This is a genomic window from Arsenicicoccus dermatophilus, from assembly GCF_046267915.1.
Classification (GTDB): domain Bacteria; phylum Actinomycetota; class Actinomycetes; order Actinomycetales; family Dermatophilaceae; genus Arsenicicoccus; species Arsenicicoccus dermatophilus_A.
Genome location: NZ_CP176520.1, coordinates 1,612,872 through 1,628,097, shown reverse-complemented (window position 1 = coordinate 1,628,097; position 15,226 = coordinate 1,612,872). Strand labels below are relative to the sequence as shown.

Below are 15,226 nucleotides of genomic sequence, written 5' to 3'. Positions count from 1 at the left end.
CCATGTCCCTCATCACCGAGAAGCAGGTCGTCCTCGACCTCACCGCCACCGACCGCGCCGACGCCACCCGCCTGCTCGGCCAGACCCTCGTCGCCGAGGGCCGGGTCACCGACCTGGACGGCTTCCTGGAGGACGTCCGTCGTCGAGAGGAGCAGATGGCGACCGGCCTGCCCGGCGGGATCGCCATCCCCCACTGCCGCTCGGCCCACGTCACCGAGCCCTCTCTCGTCTTCGGTCGCTCGCGCGAGGGCATCGACTGGGGCGCCGAGGACGGCCCGGCCACGCTGATGTTCATGATCGCGGCCCCGGAGGGCGGCGGTGAGGACCACCTCAAGATCCTGGCCCTGCTCGCCCGCAAGCTCATGCGCGCGGAGTTCAAGGAGTCCCTGCGCGGCGCCCGCACGCCGGCGGAGGTCGTCCAGATCGTCCGCACGGAGGTCGAGCAGTGAAGTTCGTGGGTGTGACGAGCTGCCCCACGGGCATCGCGCACACCTACATGGCGGCCGAGGCCCTGGAGCAGGCCGCCAAGGCCGCCGGGCACGAGATGGTCGTGGAGACCCAGGGCTCCGCGGGCTCCGACCCGCTGGACCCGGCGGTGATCGCGGCTGCCGACGGCGTGATCTTCGCCCACGACCTCGAGGTCAAGGACGCGGGTCGGTTCGCCGGTAAGCCGACCGTCGACGTCGGCGTCAAGCGCGCCGTGTCCGGCGCTCCCGAGCTCATCGAGCAGGCCGTGGCAGCGGTCGAGCAGGCCCGGGCGTCCACGCCCGTCTCCTCCGCCCCCGCCGCCGGGTCCGCAGGTGGCCCGCTCAACCTCGTCGGAGTGACGAGCTGCCCCACGGGCATCGCGCACACCTACATGGCGGCCGAGGCCCTGGAGCAGGCCGCCAAGGCCGCCGGGCACGAGATGGTCGTGGAGACCCAGGGCTCCGCGGGCTCCGACCCGCTGGACCCGGCGGTGATCGCGGCTGCCGACGGCGTGATCTTCGCCCACGACCTCGAGGTCAAGGACGCGGGTCGGTTCGCCGGTAAGCCGACCGTCGACGTCGGCGTCAAGCGCGCCGTGTCCGGCGCTCCCGACCTGATCGCCGAGATCGAGCGACTGGTCGGCGAGCACCGGGCCCAGGCCGGGGCCGGCGCCCCCATGATCAGGACCACGCCTCCCGTCGGGGCGACCGCGGCCGGAGCCCGCGAGGCCGACCGGGTCGGAGCGGGCACCAAGGTGCGCCAGTGGCTGATGACCGGCGTGTCGTACATGATCCCCTTCGTCGCCGCCGGCGGCATCCTGATCGCCCTCGGTTTCATGCTCGCGACCGTGGCCGCGGGCAGGAGCGGCGTCGTCGACGTCACCGCGTTCACCTTGGACGTCGGCGACCCGAAGACCCCCGTCCTGCAGAACGTCTTCGAGCCCGGATCGCTGATGCACTGGGCGGCGCTGCTCTTCTGGATCGGCAAGGCCGCCTTCGCCTTCCTCGTGCCGGTCCTGTCCGGCTACATCGCCTACGGCATCGCGGACCGTCCTGGTCTGGTGCCCGGCTTCGCCGGCGGGGCCATCGCCATGTCCATGGGCGCAGGCTTCCTCGGCGGCATCGTCACCGGCTTCCTCGCCGGTTTCGTCGCCCGCGGGATCGCGGGCTGGAAGGTCCCCAAGGGTCTGCGGGGCATCATGCCCGTCATGGTCATCCCGCTGTTGTCCACCCTGATCACCGGCGCGGCCATGGTCCTGCTGCTCGGTCGCCCGATCAAGGCTCTGATGGACGCGCTCACCAGCGCGCTCAACGGCATGACCGGCTCCAACGCCGTCCTGCTCGGGCTCATCCTGGGCCTGATGATGGGCTTCGACCTGGGCGGTCCGGTCAACAAGGTGGCCTACACCTTCGGCACCACCGGGCTGGCCACCGCCGGCGCGGCGATGGACGCGCCGCAGCTCAAGATCATGGCGGCCGTCATGGGCGCCGGCATGGTGGCCCCCTGGGGCCTGGCCCTCGCCACGGCGCTGCGCCCGCGGCTGTTCACCGAGGCCGAGCAGGAGAACGGCAAGGCCTGCTGGTTGCTCGGTGCGTCGTTCATCTCCGAGGGCGCCATCCCCTTCGCCGCCGCCGACCCGGGTCGCATCATCCCGGCCTCCATGGTCGGGTCCGGCCTCGCCGGTGCCATGATCATGGCCTTCGGCTGCACCAGTCGCGCGCCGCACGGCGGGCTGTGGGTCACTCCCCTCATCGGCAGCTGGCCGATGTTCCTGCTGGCCGTCGGGGCCGGTGCCGTCGTCACGGCGGGCCTGGTCATCGTCCTCAAGGGCACCGCCCGCACGGCGACGGTCGAGACGCCCGCTACCGCGGGCGCGGTCGCCGTCTGAGCCACCCGTCCGATCCACCGCCTGGCGTCGACCGCGCCCGGCAGCCGACGCCCCGCTCCCGGGTCGTCACCTCACCCCCGGAGCTCTGCTCCACCACCCAGTTAGGAAGAGATCACCATGGCCTCCAAGAACGTCACCATCGCCTCGTCCGTCGGTCTGCACGCCCGTCCGGCCTCGATGTTCGTCCAGGCCGCCACGGCGACCGGACTTCCCGTCACCATCGCCAAGGAGGGCGGCGACCCGGTCGACGCCCGGTCGATCCTCGCCGTGATGGCCCTGGGCGCCAAGCACGGCGACGTGGTCACCCTCTCCGCCGAGGGCGAGGGCGCGGAGGGCAAGCTCGACGAGCTCGTCGCGCTGCTGTCCCGCGACCTCTACGCCGAGTGACGATCCATGTCTGACGCCACCCACCGCCAGCTCCACGGCATCGGCGTGAGCGTGGGCACCGCGGCCGGACCTGCCGTGCAGGTCCGGCCCGCGCCCACCGCCCCGACCACCGAGCAGCCCACCACCGACGCGGCCGCCGCCGGCGCGCACGTGCGCGAGACGATGGAGCAGGTCGCCACCGGTCTCGCGGCCCGCGCCGCCAAGGCCGACCCCCAGGCCCGCACCATCCTCGAGGCCACGATCATGATGGCCCGCGACCCAGGGCTGATCAGCGGGATCGACAAGCACCTCGCCGCGGGCAAGGGACCGGCCAACGCCGTCACCGCCGCGGTCGAGGAGTTCTGCCAGATGTTCGAGTCGCTCGGCGGCTACATGGCCGAGCGCGTCACCGACCTGCGCGACGTCCGAGACCGCACCGTGGCCCGCCTGCTCGGCGAGCCGGAGCCCGGGGTGCCCGAGTTCGACGAGCCCAGCGTGCTCGTCGCGATGGACCTCGCCCCCGCCGAGACGGCGACGCTGGACGTGCAGAAGGTCCTCGGCATCGTCACCTCCGCGGGCGGCGCCACCAGCCACACCGCGATCCTCGCGGCCCAGCTCGGCATCCCGGCCGTCGTGCAGTGCCCCGGCGCCCTCGACATCCCCGCGGGCACCCTCGTCGCCCTCGACGGAGGCGTGGGCGAGGTCATCGTCAGCCCCACCGCCACCGAGCGCGAGCAGCTGGCCGAGCGGTCCCGCCGCCGCGCCGCCGCCCTGTCCAACGTCTCCGGCGTCGGCGTCACCAAGGACGGCACCAAGGTCGCGCTCCTGGCCAACATCGGCACTCCCGAGGACGCCGTCAAGGCCGCCGCGGTCGACTGCGAGGGCGTCGGGCTGTTCCGCACCGAGTTCCTCTTCCTGGAGCGGGAGACCGCGCCGACGCTGGAGGAGCAGACCGCGACGTACACCGACGTCCTGAGGGCCTTCGGCGACCGGCGCGTCGTCGTCCGCACCCTGGACGCGGGCGCCGACAAGCCGCTCGCCTTCGCCGACCTCGGCGAGGAGGAGAACCCCGCCCTCGGCGTGCGCGGGCTGCGGCTGCAGCAGGTGCGCCAGGACCTGCTCGACACCCAGCTGCAGGCCCTCGCCGCGGCCTACCAGGCCACGGGCGCGGACGTGCGGGTCATGGCACCGATGGTGGGCACCCGCGACGAGGCCGAGTGGTTCGCCCAGCGTGTCAAGGCCGTGGGGCTGCCCAAGGCGGGCACCATGATCGAGGTGCCCGGCGCCGCGCTGCGCGCCAAGGACATCCTCGACGTCTGCGACTTCGCCTCGCTCGGCACCAACGACCTGTCCCAGTACACGATGGCCGCCGACCGCATGCAGGGCTCTCTGGCGCACCTGCTGTCGGCCTGGCAGCCGCCGCTGCTCGACCTGATCGCGCTGTCCTGCGAGGGCGGCCGGGCGACCGGCAAGCCGATCGGCGTGTGCGGCGAGGCGGGCGGCGACCCGCTGCTCGCGCTCGTCCTCGTCGGGCTGGGCGTCTCCTCCCTGTCGATGGCGCCGCCCAAGCTCGCGGCGGTGCGCACCGCGCTCAGCCTGCACGAGCTCGGGGTGTGCCAGCGGATGGCGACCGCGGCCCTCGCGGCCAGGACCGCCACCCAGGCCCGCCAGGCCGTCCTCGACCTGGCCGACCCGATCATGCTCGACCTGCTCTGAGCCCCACCGTCGAGCCCGGCCACCCCCTCGGTGGCCGGGCTCGACGCCTGTCCGGGCGGTGGTCCGCGGCTCCTCGCCGGGACCGCTACCCTGCCCTCGACGAGGGGAACACCTGTGCGACCCCGGCGTGTCGCGCGGGCCCGGCGCGCCATACCGTCTGCAGGGGCCCACCAGGGCAGGATGAAGCGATTCCACGCACGAGGAGACCGATGGCACGCCGCACAACCGCACCACCCCAGGACGACGACTTCGTCGAGAACATCATCGACATCGACGTCTCCGACGAGATGCAGCAGGCCTTCCTGGAGTACTCCTACTCGGTCATCTTCAGCCGGGCGCTGCCCGATGCCCGCGACGGCCTCAAGCCGGTGCAGCGGCGCATCCTCTACGCGATGCACGAGCAGGGCCTGCGCCCGGACCGCGGTCACGTGAAGTCGGCGCGCATCGTCGGCGAGGTCATGGGCAAGTACCACCCGCACGGCGACACCGCGATCTACGACGCCCTGGTGCGGATGGCCCAGCCCTTCACCATGCGGCTCCCCCTGGTCGACGGGCACGGCAACTTCGGCTCGCTGGACGACGGCCCGGCCGCCCCGCGCTACACCGAGGCCCGGATGGCCCCGGCGGCGCTGGCGATGCTGGCGAGCCTGGACGAGGACACCGTCGACTTCGTCCCGACGTACGACGACCAGCTCACCCAGCCCGGCGTGCTGCCCGCGGCCTTCCCGAACCTGCTCGTCAACGGCGCCTCGGGCATCGCCGTCGGCATGGCGACGAACATGCCGCCGCACAACCTGGTCGAGGTGATCGGGGCCGCCCGCCACCTGATCGCCCACCCGGACTGCTCGCTGGACGACCTGATGAAGTTCGTCCCCGGCCCGGACCTGCCGTGCGGCGGCAAGGTCATCGGCCTGGAGGGCATCCGCGACGCCTACCTCACCGGCCGGGGCAGCTTCAAGACTCGCGCGACCGCCCGGATCGAGAACGTCACGCCGCGCAAGAAGGGCATCGTCGTCACCGAGCTGCCCTACCTCGTGGGCCCGGAGAAGGTCCGCGACAAGATCAAGGACCTGGTGCAGTCCAAGAAGCTGCAGGGGATCTCGGACTTCAAGGACCTCACCGACCGCAAGCACGGGCTGCGGCTCGTCATCGAGGTCAAGAACGGCTTCAACCCTGAGGCGGTGCTGGAGCAGCTCTACAAGCTGACGCCGATGGAGGACTCCTTCGGCATCAACAACGTCGCGCTCGTCGACGGCCAGCCGCAGACGCTCGGGCTCAAGGACCTGCTGCGGGTGTACGTCGAATTCCGCACCGACGTCGTCCGCCGCCGGTCGGCCCACCGCCTGGGCAGGCGCGAGGAGCGGCTGCACCTCGTCGAGGGGCTGCTGATCGCGATCCTGGACATCGACGAGGTCATCGCGGTCATCCGCTCGTCCGACGACGCGGGTGTCGCGCGCGAGCGGCTGAGGCAGGTCTTCGACCTGAGCGAGGCCCAGGCGACCTACATCCTGGACCTGCAGCTGCGCCGCCTGACGAAGTTCAGCCGCATGGAGCTGGAGTCCGAGCGAGACCAGCTGCAGGCCGAGATCGCCGCGCTGCGCGAGCTGCTCGCGGACGAGGCCAAGCTGCTCAAGCTGGTCTCGGGCGAGCTGGCCGAGATCGCCAAGGCCCACGGGACGCCGCGGCGCACCGTGCTGCTCGAGTCCGGCGGCCAGTCGGCGACGGCGACCCCGCTGGAGGTGGGCGACGACCCCTGCCACGTGCTGCTGTCCACCACCGGGCTGCTCGCCCGCACGACCGACGCATCGCCGCTGTCCAACGAGGGCGGGCGGGCCCGGCACGACGCGATCGTGGCGACGGTGACGACGACGGCGCGCGGCGACTTCGGGCTCGTCACGTCAGCCGGGCGGGTGGTCCGGCTGGGCGCGCTGGACCTGCCGACCCTGCCCCCCACCAACGGTGCGCCCACGCTCTCGGGCGGGGCGCCGGTCGCGTCCTACCTCGAGCTCGCCCAGGACGAGGTCCCGCTGACGATCATGTCGCTGGCGCCGGGCTCGCCGGGGCTCGCCCTCGGCACGGCGCACGGCGTGGTCAAGCGGGTCCAGACCGACTATCCCGCCAAGGACCGGTGGGAGACCGTGGCGCTCAAGCCGGGTGACCGCGTCGTGGGCGCCGTGGAGCTGCGCACCGGCGAGGAGCACCTGGTCTTCGTGACGAGCGACGCCCAGCTGCTGCACTTCCCGGCCTCGGTGGTGCGCCCGCAGGGTCGGACGGCCGGCGGTATGGCGGGAGTCCGCCTCTCCCCCAACGCCTCCGTCGTGTTCTTCGGCGCGGTCGACCCGGCCGCGGACGCGATCGTCGTGACCGGTGCAGGCGCGTCGGATGCCCTCCCGGGCACCCAGGTCCCGTCGCTCAAGGTGACCCCCTTCGAGGAGTACCCCGCCAAGGGCCGCGCGACCGGCGGCGTGCGCTGCCAGCGTTTCCTCCACGGCGAGGACCAGCTGGTCCTCGCGTGGGTAGGGGCGCAGCCGGCCCGCGCCGCCCAGGCCGACGGCGCGGCGGTGACCCTGCCCGAGCCCACCGACCGGCGGGACGGGTCCGGGGTGGCCACCAAGTCCGTGGTCGCGGCGATCGGTGGTGCGCTGCCGGAGGCCGCTGCGGTGTCCGCGGGGGCGGCCGCCGCCTCGGCGTCCACGCAGGGCGATGCCGCGGACGCCGCGCGCGAGCTGCCACCCAACGCCGGCCCCACCCGGGAGCGGGTCGTGGTGCTGCGCGACGACGACCCGGACAGCCTGGACGACGTGGTGCAGGTGGAGCGTCCCACCGACTGACCGGCCGACGCCCCGGCCCCGCCCCCTCCTTCCCCGACCACCGTCGGCGCGCTGAGGAGGGGGGCGAGACCGTCTGGTTTTGTAGGGTGGGGCCGTGACCGACCAGCCCCGCATCCCCACGCCCAGGCTCGGCCCGGACGCCTGCTCCCGCTCCTGGGAGGAGGCTGGTCACCCGGTGTGGGGCACCGCGGCGATCGCCCGCTTCTGGGTGGCGCTGGAGCAGCCGGGGCCCTGGGGCCGCGACGCCTTCACCGAGTCCTGGCTGGACCCCGCGCTGGGGGCCGGGCTGCAGCGGGCCTGCCAGGAGGCCGGGGGCCGCCTGGTCCTGGTCCGCTCCGTCGGTGATCGCCGCAGCCGCGCGGACCGGGCCCCCCGGCAGGTGTTCGTGGCGGGCGGACTCGCCGGCCGTCCGTGGCTGGTCACGGGCGCCGTGGTCGACCCGGCCGAGCTGCGCGCCCTGCCCCTGGACCTGCTGGCGGGCCCGGACCCGCAGCCGGTGCTGGAGGCAGTGCCGGGAACCCGGCTCACCGACGGCGGCATCGTCCTGGTCTGCACCAACGGCAGGCGCGACGTGTGCTGCGCCGTCCGCGGTCGACCGGTGGCGCTGGCGGCCTCCCGGGCCCGTCCCGGTCAGGTGTGGGAGTGCACCCACACCGGCGGTCACCGCTTCGCCGCCACCGGGATCGGCCTGCCCAGCGGCCACACCGCCGCGCGCCTCACGCCGGAGCTCGCCGTCCGCCTCGTCGAGGCGGAGGGCCGTCGCGAGCTGGCCCCGGAGCTGCTCGACCCGGCCCACGACCGGGGGCGCAGCCACCTCCCGCTCACCCACCAGGCCGCCCAGGGCTGGGTGCGCAGCGTGACGGGCGAGACCTCGCTGACCGCTCTGGCCTGCTCGTCCCGCGGCGACGACCGGGACGACGAGGTCACGGTCACCCACGTCGACGGCCGCGTCTGGCGGCTGCGCGTGCACAAGGAGCCCACTGGCGAGCGGCTGGTCGACTCGTGCGGCGGCGGTCCCCGCCCGGCCCATGCCTTCGTGGTGGACGAGCTCGGGCCGCGCGACGCCGCACCCGCCGGGTCGCATGGGTGAGACTGGGGCCATGAGCTCTGACCGCTGCCTCCTGCTCGACGTCGACGGCACCCTGATCGACTCCACCTATCACCACGGTCTGGCCTGGCTGCGTGCCTTCGCCGAGGTGGGGATCCACCCGCCGTTGTGGCGCGTCCACCGGGCGATCGGCATGGGGGGCGACCAGCTCGTCACCTCCGTCGCCGGGGCGGTCGCCGAGGACCGGCTCGGCGATCACCTCAGGGAGCGCTGGCAGCACCACTACCAGCTGATGCTTCCCGAGATCCGTCCCCTGCCCGGTGCCGTCGAGCTGGTGCGGATGCTCCTCGGCCGCGGCGACGCGGTGGCCATCGCCTCCTCCGGGGAGCAGGCGCTCACCGAGGCGGCGCTGTCCATCCTCGGCTTCTCCCCCGACGACTTCGCCGCGGTCACCAGCGCCGGCGACGCGGACGCGTCCAAGCCGGACCCCGACATCTTCCGGATCGCCCACGAGCGCGCCGGCGGGGGACGCGGCCTGGTGATCGGCGATACGACCTACGACGTCACCGCCGCGGCTCGCGCGGGCCTGCCCTGCGTGGTCACCCGCACCGGTGGCTTCGGCGTGGACGAGCTGCGGGCGTCCGGCGCCGCCCTCGTGGTCGAGGAGCTGCCCGAGCTGCTGCACCTGCCTGACGCCCGGTGGGAGGCGCTGCTCTCGACGCCGGTGCCCGACGCCCCGGACGTGCGCCCCGGTCAGTGACCCCAGGCCCCGACGCCCGGCTTCGAGGCCCGGACCCGGGGGGATCCCGCTCCGGTGATCCCACAGGTCGGAGGGCCTCCCGCGGGTCTGCGGGAGGCCCTCCGGCCGGAGCGCTCTCACCCTGCCGGTCACCTCGCGGGGCCGCCGGACGGGGGGCGTGTCCTCAGGCGTCGATGCGCTCGGCGTCCAGGGAGTGGGCGGAGTCGATGATGAACTCCTTGCGCGGGGCGACCTCGTTGCCCATGAGCAGGTCGAAGACCCGCTCGGCGGCCTCCGCGTCGGCCAGCGTCACCCGCCGCAGGGTCCGCTGGCGCGGGTCCATCGTGGTCTCTGCGAGCTGGTCGGCGTCCATCTCGCCCAGGCCCTTGTAGCGCTGCATCGGCTGCTTGATCTTCTTGCCCCTGCGCTCGAGCCGGGAGACCGTGCTGCGCATCTGGGACTCGTTGTAGGTGTAGATGAGCTCGTTCTTGCGCGAGCCGGCGTTGACCACCTCGATGCGGTGCAGCGGCGGCACCGCGGCATACACGCGGCCCGCCTCGACCAGGGGGCGCATGTAGCGGAAGAACAGCGTCAGCAGCAGCGTCCGGATGTGGGCGCCGTCCACGTCGGCGTCGGTCATGATGATGACCTTGCCGTAGCGCGCCGCGTCCACGTCGAAGCTGCGCCCCGAGCCCGCCCCGATGACCTGGATGATCGCGGCGCACTCGGCGTTCTTGAGCATGTCGCCGACCGAGGCCTTCTGGACGTTGAGGATCTTGCCGCGGATCGGCAGCAGGGCCTGGTGGTCCGAGTCGCGGGCCAGCTTGGCGGTACCGAGGGCGCTGTCGCCCTCGACGATGAACAGCTCGGAGCGGTCGACGTCGCTGCTGCGGCAGTCGGCCAGCTTGCTCGGCAGGGTGCTGGTCTCCAGGGCGTTCTTGCGGCGCTGGGTCTCCTTGTGCTGCCGCGCCGAGATGCGCGACTTCATCTCGGCGACGACCTTCTCCAGCAGCAGGGTGGCCTGGGCCTTCTCGTCCCGCCTGGTGCTGGTGAGCAGCGCCGTGAGCTGCTGCTCGACGGTGCGCGCGACGATGGCACGCACCGCGCTGGTGCCCAGGACCTCCTTGGTCTGGCCCTCGAACTGCGGCTCGGCCAGGCGCACCGTGACCACCGCGGTCAGGCCGGCGAGGATGTCGTCCTTCTCCACCTTGTCGGTGCCGACCTTGAGCCGGCGGGCGTTGACCTCGAGCTGCTTGCGGAAGACCTTGAGCAGGGCTTGCTCGAAGCCGCTCACGTGGGTGCCGCCCTTGTGGGTGTGGATGATGTTGACGAAGGACTCGGTGCGGGTCTCGTACCCCGTGCCCCAGCGGACGGCGATGTCCACGACGCACTCACGGCTCATCTCGGTGGACACCATGTGGCCGCGGGCGTCCAGCTGCGGCACCGTCTCGGTGAAGCTGCCCGCGCCCTGCAGCCGCCATACGCCCGTCACGGCCGGGTCCGGCGCCAGGAACTCGGCGAACTCGCTGATGCCGCCGTCGTTCTTGAAGGTCTCCTCGTAGACCCCTGCCTCGTCGACGTCGCGCTCGTCCCGGACGACGATCTCCAGACCGGGGACCAGGAAGGCGGTCTGCCGGGCCCGCGCGACCAGATCGGCGCGGTCCAGCGTGGCGTTCCGCAGGAAGATCTGGTGGTCCGCCCAGTAGCGCACCCGGGAGCCGGTGACCCCCCGCCTGACCTTGCCCACGACGGCGAGCTCGGAGGTGCTCTCGAAGGGCAGGAAGGGGCTGTCGGGTCCGGTGCCCTCGCCGTCGGCATAGGTGCCGGGCTCCCCCCGCCGGAAGCTCATCTGGTAGGTCTTGCCACCGCGGTCGACCTGCACGTCCAGGCGCGCGGACAGGGCGTTGACGACGCTGGCGCCCACGCCGTGCAGACCGCCGGACGCGGCGTAGGAGCCACCGCCGAACTTCCCGCCGGCGTGCAGCTTGGTGAAGATCACCTCGACGCCGGAGAGCCCGGTGCGGGGCTCGATGTCCACCGGCATGCCTCGACCGTTGTCACGGACAGTGACCGACCCATCGCTCCCCAGCACCACCTCGATGCGGTTGCAGTGGCCTCCCAGGGCCTCGTCGACGGCGTTGTCGATGATCTCCCACAGGCAGTGCGTCAGGCCGCGGCTGTCGGTGGACCCGATGTACATCCCGGGTCGCTTGCGCACCGCCTCCAGGCCCTCGAGGACCTGCAGGTGGCGGGCGGAGTAGGTGTCTTGGGTGGTGGTGTCTGGCACGGCTGGCAGGTTACCCGCGGTCACCGACAGGCCCCCGCAGGCTCGCCAGGTGGGACGGCGTGCCAACATGTGGAGAATAGGTCCGGCGGGAAGGATCCGGCGTGCTTGACTGTTGACACCGCCGAGGACGTGACCGCTCACCCGGGTCGCGACCCCGACCGACGAGAGAGAGGCCCTTCCGTGACCACTGCACTGGCAACGAGTGAGCTCACCGCCGCGGACCGCTGTGACCGCTGTGGCGCGCAGGCCTACATCCGAGCCCGACTCGCCTCCGGCGGCGAGCTGCTCTTCTGCGCCCACCACGGGCGCAAGCACCTGGACAGCCTGCGTCCCATCGCGATCGACATCGACGACCAGAGCGGGCGGCTCGACCCCACCGCGTCCGCGGGCTGACCGCACCCGACCTCGAGACCCCGTCACGCCCCTCGGTGTAACGGGGTCTCGCGCTGTCCCGGATCCCGTGCCCGGCCCGTAGGATCGGCCCGTGGCCTCTCTCGTGGTGCTCGTCGCGCTCGCCGTCGTCGTCGGCCTGATCGGGATCGTCGTGCCCGTCCTGCCCGGTCTGCTGATCGTGTGGCTGGCGGTCGCCGGCTGGGCGGCGGCCGGCCGCGTGTGGTGGCTCGCGGTCGGGGTGACGATCCTGTATGCCGTGGGCCTCACCCTGCAGTACGTCCTGCCGGGCCGCCGCCTCAAGGCCGCTGGCGTCCCCACCTCGTCCCTGGTCGTCGGGGTCGTGGTCGCCATCGTCGGGGGCTTCGTCATCCCGGTGGTCGGGGCGCTGCCCGGCTTCGTCCTCGGCGTCTTCGTGGGGGAGCTCGCCCGCCTCAAGGTCGCCCGCACGGCCTGGGCGGCCACCACTCACGCCCTGCGCGCGGTCGGCCTGTCGATGGCCATCGAGCTGGGCACCGGCTTCCTGATCGCCACGGGTTGGGTCCTGGCGGTGTTCCTGACGGCCGCCGGTTCTTGACCTGCGCCCGGACCGGATCGTGACCGCACAGCTCGAGCTGGCGTCAGCGCTCGTGGACTCCTGGCTGAAGCGCTCGTAGGCGCCCTGCGGATGCTCGCCGCCCGGGCGCAGGAGCCTGATCGGGCGCCACGATTCAGGGTCCGGTGGCTCGCCCACCTCAGGTGCCGGAGGCGTCTATCCGTGTCAGATCTCGCCGCGCTCGCGGCGGGCGTCCCAGCGCTGCTCCATCCGCTGCATGAAGGTGCCGCTGCGACGAGGGCTCGCGGGACGCCCGCGACCCGGGGTGCGACCCGCGCGGGTCCGGCGGGGGCGGGCGGCCGCCACAGATCCGTCCTCCCGCACCGTGCCCAGGGCCGGTCGTCGCGGGGCGGCGAAGGCGTAGACGGCGCAGGCCACCATCAGCAGGAACCCCAGGACGCCGAGGACGACCTGCTGCTGGACCACCCCGAGGAGCACGACGCCCAGACCCGCGACGACCCCCAGGAGTCCGAGGACCAGGCGGGTGCGGCTCCCGCGCGGTCGGGAGGCGTTGGCGAGCTGTGCGGCGAGCTGCGGGTCCTCGGCCATCAGGGCCTGCTCCATCTGCTCGAGCAGGGCCTGCTCACGCTCGGAGAGCGGCATCTCGGGTCCCCCTCTCTGGGGTGCGGCACATGGGTGCGCGATGGGGTCACCGTGCACAACGAGGATAGGGTCAGGATAGATCCCGCGGGGGGCTTGCGGCAGCACCTGGACGCGGCCGGACGAGTGACGCTGCCCGGACGGCCCCGGCGCCGAACCTCGCGCTGGCTCGGTCCATGGCCAGCTCGGCGTCCCGCCACCCGTGCTCGCGCTCGTCCAGCATCGCCTGGTGGGGTGCCCGCTCGGCGTCGACGAGATTCTCCAGCCGCACCCCCACCAGACGCACGCGGGCACGCTGCAGCCCCAGCGCGTCGTACAGTTCCCGGGCCACGCGATAGACCTCCTGGCCCACGTCGGTGTGCTCCCGCATCGTGCGGGACCGGGTCACGGTCGTGAAGTCGGCGAAGCGCACCTTGATCGACACGGTGCGGGCGACCATCCCCTGGGCGCGCAGGCGGGCCGTGGCACGATCGGCGAGCTTGAGCAGGTGCCGGTGGATCTCCACGGGGTCGTCCACGTCCTGACCGAAGGTCTCGTCCGCGCCGACGGACTTCTCGACGTGGGTGGGGGTCACCCGGCGCGGGTCGCGACCCCACGAGAGCTCGTGCAGCGAGGAGCCCAGCGCCTGTCCCATCGCCCGCTGCAAGGTGGGCAGGGGGGTGTGGGCGAGGTCGGCGACGGTGCGCAGCCCGAGCCGCAGCAGCTGCTCCTCGGTGCGGTCCCCCACCCCCCACAGCGCCCCGACCGGCAGCTGGTGCAGGGTGGGGACGACCTGGTCCACCGGCACGACCCGCAGCCCGTCCGGCTTGGCCAGCCCCGACGCGAGCTTGGCGACGAACTTGGTGGCGGCGACGCCCACCGAGCAGGTGATCCCCTGCTCGTCGGTGACCGCGTCCCGGATCTGGCGGGCGATGTGGACCGGGCGGCCGTGGGTGCGCAGCGAGCCGGACACGTCGAGGAAGGCCTCGTCCACCGAGAGCGGCTCGACGACGGGGGTGACCGCACGGAAGACCGCCATCACCGCCCGGGACACCTCGCCGTAGCGCTCGTGGTCAGGGCGCAGGACCGTCGCCTGGGGGCACAGCCGGCGAGCCCGGGCCATGGGCATGGCGGAGGTCACGCCGAACCGGCGGGCCTCGTAGGTCGCCGAGAGCACCACGCCGCGGCTGCCGCCGCCGACGATGACGGGGGTCCCGACCAGGTCCGGGTGCTCCAGCAGGGTCACCGAGGCGTAGAACGCGTCCATGTCCACGTGCAGGACGTGGCACCCGGTGTCGTCGAGGCCGTCCGGGTCCGGTGCGTCCAGGTGGAACTGCCGGCGGCTCACCGGGCCACCGCCTCAGTCCCGGACGGCGAGGACGTGCAGGGCCGAGCCGAGCTGACCGAGGACGGCGAACTCAGGATGGCTCGCGGCCGCACGCTCCAGGTCGAGCAGCGCCATCCGGTCGGCCTCGGAGTCGACGAGCGCGGACGGCACCAGGTCGCTGAAGATCCGCACCCCGTGGGTGTCGGTGACCTCCAGCCCGACGGCCTCGACGAGAGCGGAGACCGTGGCCACGTCGAAACGCCGCGGCAGCGGGTCGCCGCTGCCCCAGCGGGCCTCCGGCGTCGTGAGGGCGTGCTGGGCCTGGCTGAACTGTCCGGCGAGGGCCCGGGCCAGCACCACGGCGAGGCGCTGGGCGACGACGAGGCTGAGGGCACCGTGCGGGGCGAGGGCCGCGGCGATCGCCGCCATGCTGCCCGCGGGATCGTCCACGACCTCGAGCACCCCGTGGCAGCAGACCAGGTCGGCCGTCCCGGGCTCGTGGACGTCGGCGAGGCAGGCGGCATCGCCCTGCACCCCGTGCACGAGGCCGGCGACCCCGGCCTCGTGCGCGCGCCGGTCGAGGGCCGCGAGGGCGTCGGGGCTGGGGTCGACCACGGTGACCTGGTGCCCGCGGGTGGCGAGGGCGACGGCGATCCCGCCGGTGCCGCCCCCCAGGTCGAGCACCCGCACGGAACGCCCCTGCCTGGCCTGCAGGTCGTCGGCCACGGCCCGGACCGACTCCCAGACCACGGCGGTGCGCAGGTTGGTCTCCAGGCTGCGGGCGCGGCGCGTGGTGCGGTCCGTGGGGTCGGGCATCGCGGGGCTCCTTGGGCGGGCGCCGAGGGCGCGGGGACCGGGCGGGCGGGGTGCGACACCCGAGGTGCCGACCCGGCCACCCTAGTGCGACCTGGGTCCTGGCGGTGGGCAGCGACCACCAGGCGTCCCGCCTCGCGGCGAGCCGCCCGCGGCCCTCCCGCCTCGAGCCCTCCCGC

General features: G+C 73.3%; 13 protein-coding genes. 9 read left to right on the top strand and 4 right to left on the bottom strand.

Annotation, left to right across the window (positions count from 1 at the left end):
* The first annotated feature begins 2 nt into the window (after window positions 1-2).
* From ACK2IS_RS07935 to ACK2IS_RS07905, 7 genes are all read left to right on the top strand, one after another.
* Window positions 3-449, top strand: coding sequence for a PTS sugar transporter subunit IIA (locus ACK2IS_RS07935; RefSeq protein ID WP_409485601.1), 447 nt, complete (start codon window positions 3-5; stop codon window positions 447-449).
* Window positions 446-2,356 (top strand): PTS fructose-like transporter subunit IIB, encoded by a 1,911-nt coding sequence (locus tag ACK2IS_RS07930; protein WP_409485600.1) that lies wholly within the window; start codon window positions 446-448, stop codon window positions 2,354-2,356. Before ACK2IS_RS07935 ends, ACK2IS_RS07930 begins: the two co-directional genes overlap by 4 nt.
* 117 nt (window positions 2,357-2,473) lie before the next feature.
* Entirely contained in the window at window positions 2,474-2,743 is a 270-nt protein-coding gene (locus tag ACK2IS_RS07925) for an HPr family phosphocarrier protein (protein ID WP_409485599.1), read from the top strand.
* 6 nt (window positions 2,744-2,749) lie between these two features.
* Window positions 2,750-4,438 carry a phosphoenolpyruvate--protein phosphotransferase gene (gene ptsP / locus ACK2IS_RS07920; RefSeq protein ID WP_409485598.1) on the top strand — a complete coding sequence of 563 codons (1,689 nt, stop codon included), beginning with the start codon at window positions 2,750-2,752 and terminating at the stop codon, window positions 4,436-4,438.
* A gap of 209 nt (window positions 4,439-4,647) precedes the next feature.
* Window positions 4,648-7,269 (top strand): DNA topoisomerase (ATP-hydrolyzing) subunit A, encoded by a 2,622-nt coding sequence (locus tag ACK2IS_RS07915; RefSeq protein ID WP_409485597.1) that lies wholly within the window; start codon window positions 4,648-4,650, stop codon window positions 7,267-7,269.
* Window positions 7,270-7,363: 94 nt separating this feature from the next.
* Entirely contained in the window at window positions 7,364-8,359 is a 996-nt protein-coding gene (locus ACK2IS_RS07910) for a sucrase ferredoxin (RefSeq protein WP_409485596.1), read from the top strand.
* A 10-nt stretch (window positions 8,360-8,369) separates the two neighbouring features.
* Window positions 8,370-9,077, top strand: a complete 708-nt coding sequence (locus ACK2IS_RS07905) for an HAD family hydrolase (protein ID WP_409485595.1) — start codon at window positions 8,370-8,372, stop codon at window positions 9,075-9,077.
* 163 nt (window positions 9,078-9,240) lie between these two features.
* Here the strand turns inward: ACK2IS_RS07905 and ACK2IS_RS07900 are convergent, their stop codons facing one another.
* Window positions 9,241-11,343 carry a type IIA DNA topoisomerase subunit B gene (locus ACK2IS_RS07900; RefSeq protein ID WP_409485594.1) on the bottom strand — a complete coding sequence of 701 codons (2,103 nt, stop codon included), beginning with the start codon at window positions 11,341-11,343 and terminating at the stop codon, window positions 9,241-9,243.
* A gap of 180 nt (window positions 11,344-11,523) precedes the next feature.
* Between ACK2IS_RS07900 and ACK2IS_RS07895 the strand changes: the two genes are divergently transcribed.
* Window positions 11,524-11,736 carry a hypothetical protein gene (locus tag ACK2IS_RS07895; RefSeq protein WP_409485593.1) on the top strand — a complete coding sequence of 71 codons (213 nt, stop codon included), beginning with the start codon at window positions 11,524-11,526 and terminating at the stop codon, window positions 11,734-11,736.
* A 91-nt stretch (window positions 11,737-11,827) separates the two neighbouring features.
* Entirely contained in the window at window positions 11,828-12,310 is a 483-nt protein-coding gene (locus ACK2IS_RS07890) for a DUF456 domain-containing protein (RefSeq protein ID WP_409485592.1), read from the top strand.
* Window positions 12,311-12,493: 183 nt separating this feature from the next.
* On the opposite strand, the gene ACK2IS_RS07885 is transcribed toward ACK2IS_RS07890, so the two are convergent.
* The 3 genes from ACK2IS_RS07885 to ACK2IS_RS07875 form a co-directional block, all read right to left on the bottom strand.
* On the bottom strand, window positions 12,494-12,931 hold the full coding sequence (locus ACK2IS_RS07885; RefSeq protein ID WP_409485591.1) for a DUF3040 domain-containing protein: 438 nt from the start codon (window positions 12,929-12,931) through the stop codon (window positions 12,494-12,496).
* 70 nt (window positions 12,932-13,001) lie between these two features.
* On the bottom strand, window positions 13,002-14,255 hold the full coding sequence (gene dinB, locus ACK2IS_RS07880) for a DNA polymerase IV (RefSeq protein ID WP_409485590.1): 1,254 nt from the start codon (window positions 14,253-14,255) through the stop codon (window positions 13,002-13,004).
* 12 nt (window positions 14,256-14,267) lie between these two features.
* Window positions 14,268-15,050, bottom strand: a complete 783-nt coding sequence (locus tag ACK2IS_RS07875; protein WP_409485589.1) for a methyltransferase domain-containing protein — start codon at window positions 15,048-15,050, stop codon at window positions 14,268-14,270.
* Window positions 15,051-15,226 lie beyond the last annotated feature (176 nt).

What these genes read in the sequence shown, in the direction of transcription:
- ACK2IS_RS07905 (WP_409485595.1), top strand. Translation starts at nt 8,370, where the DNA reads ATGAGCTCTGACCGCTGCCTCCTGCTCGACGTCGACGGCACCCTGATC.
- ptsP (WP_409485598.1), top strand. Translation starts at nt 2,750, where the DNA reads ATGTCTGACGCCACCCACCGCCAGCTCCACGGCATCGGCGTGAGCGTG.
- ACK2IS_RS07935 (WP_409485601.1), top strand. Translation starts at nt 3, where the DNA reads ATGTCCCTCATCACCGAGAAGCAGGTCGTCCTCGACCTCACCGCCACC.
- ACK2IS_RS07885 (WP_409485591.1), bottom strand. Translation starts at nt 12,931, where the DNA reads ATGCCGCTCTCCGAGCGTGAGCAGGCCCTGCTCGAGCAGATGGAGCAG.
- ACK2IS_RS07875 (WP_409485589.1), bottom strand. Translation starts at nt 15,050, where the DNA reads ATGCCCGACCCCACGGACCGCACCACGCGCCGCGCCCGCAGCCTGGAG.
- ACK2IS_RS07925 (WP_409485599.1), top strand. Translation starts at nt 2,474, where the DNA reads ATGGCCTCCAAGAACGTCACCATCGCCTCGTCCGTCGGTCTGCACGCC.
- ACK2IS_RS07915 (WP_409485597.1), top strand. Translation starts at nt 4,648, where the DNA reads ATGGCACGCCGCACAACCGCACCACCCCAGGACGACGACTTCGTCGAG.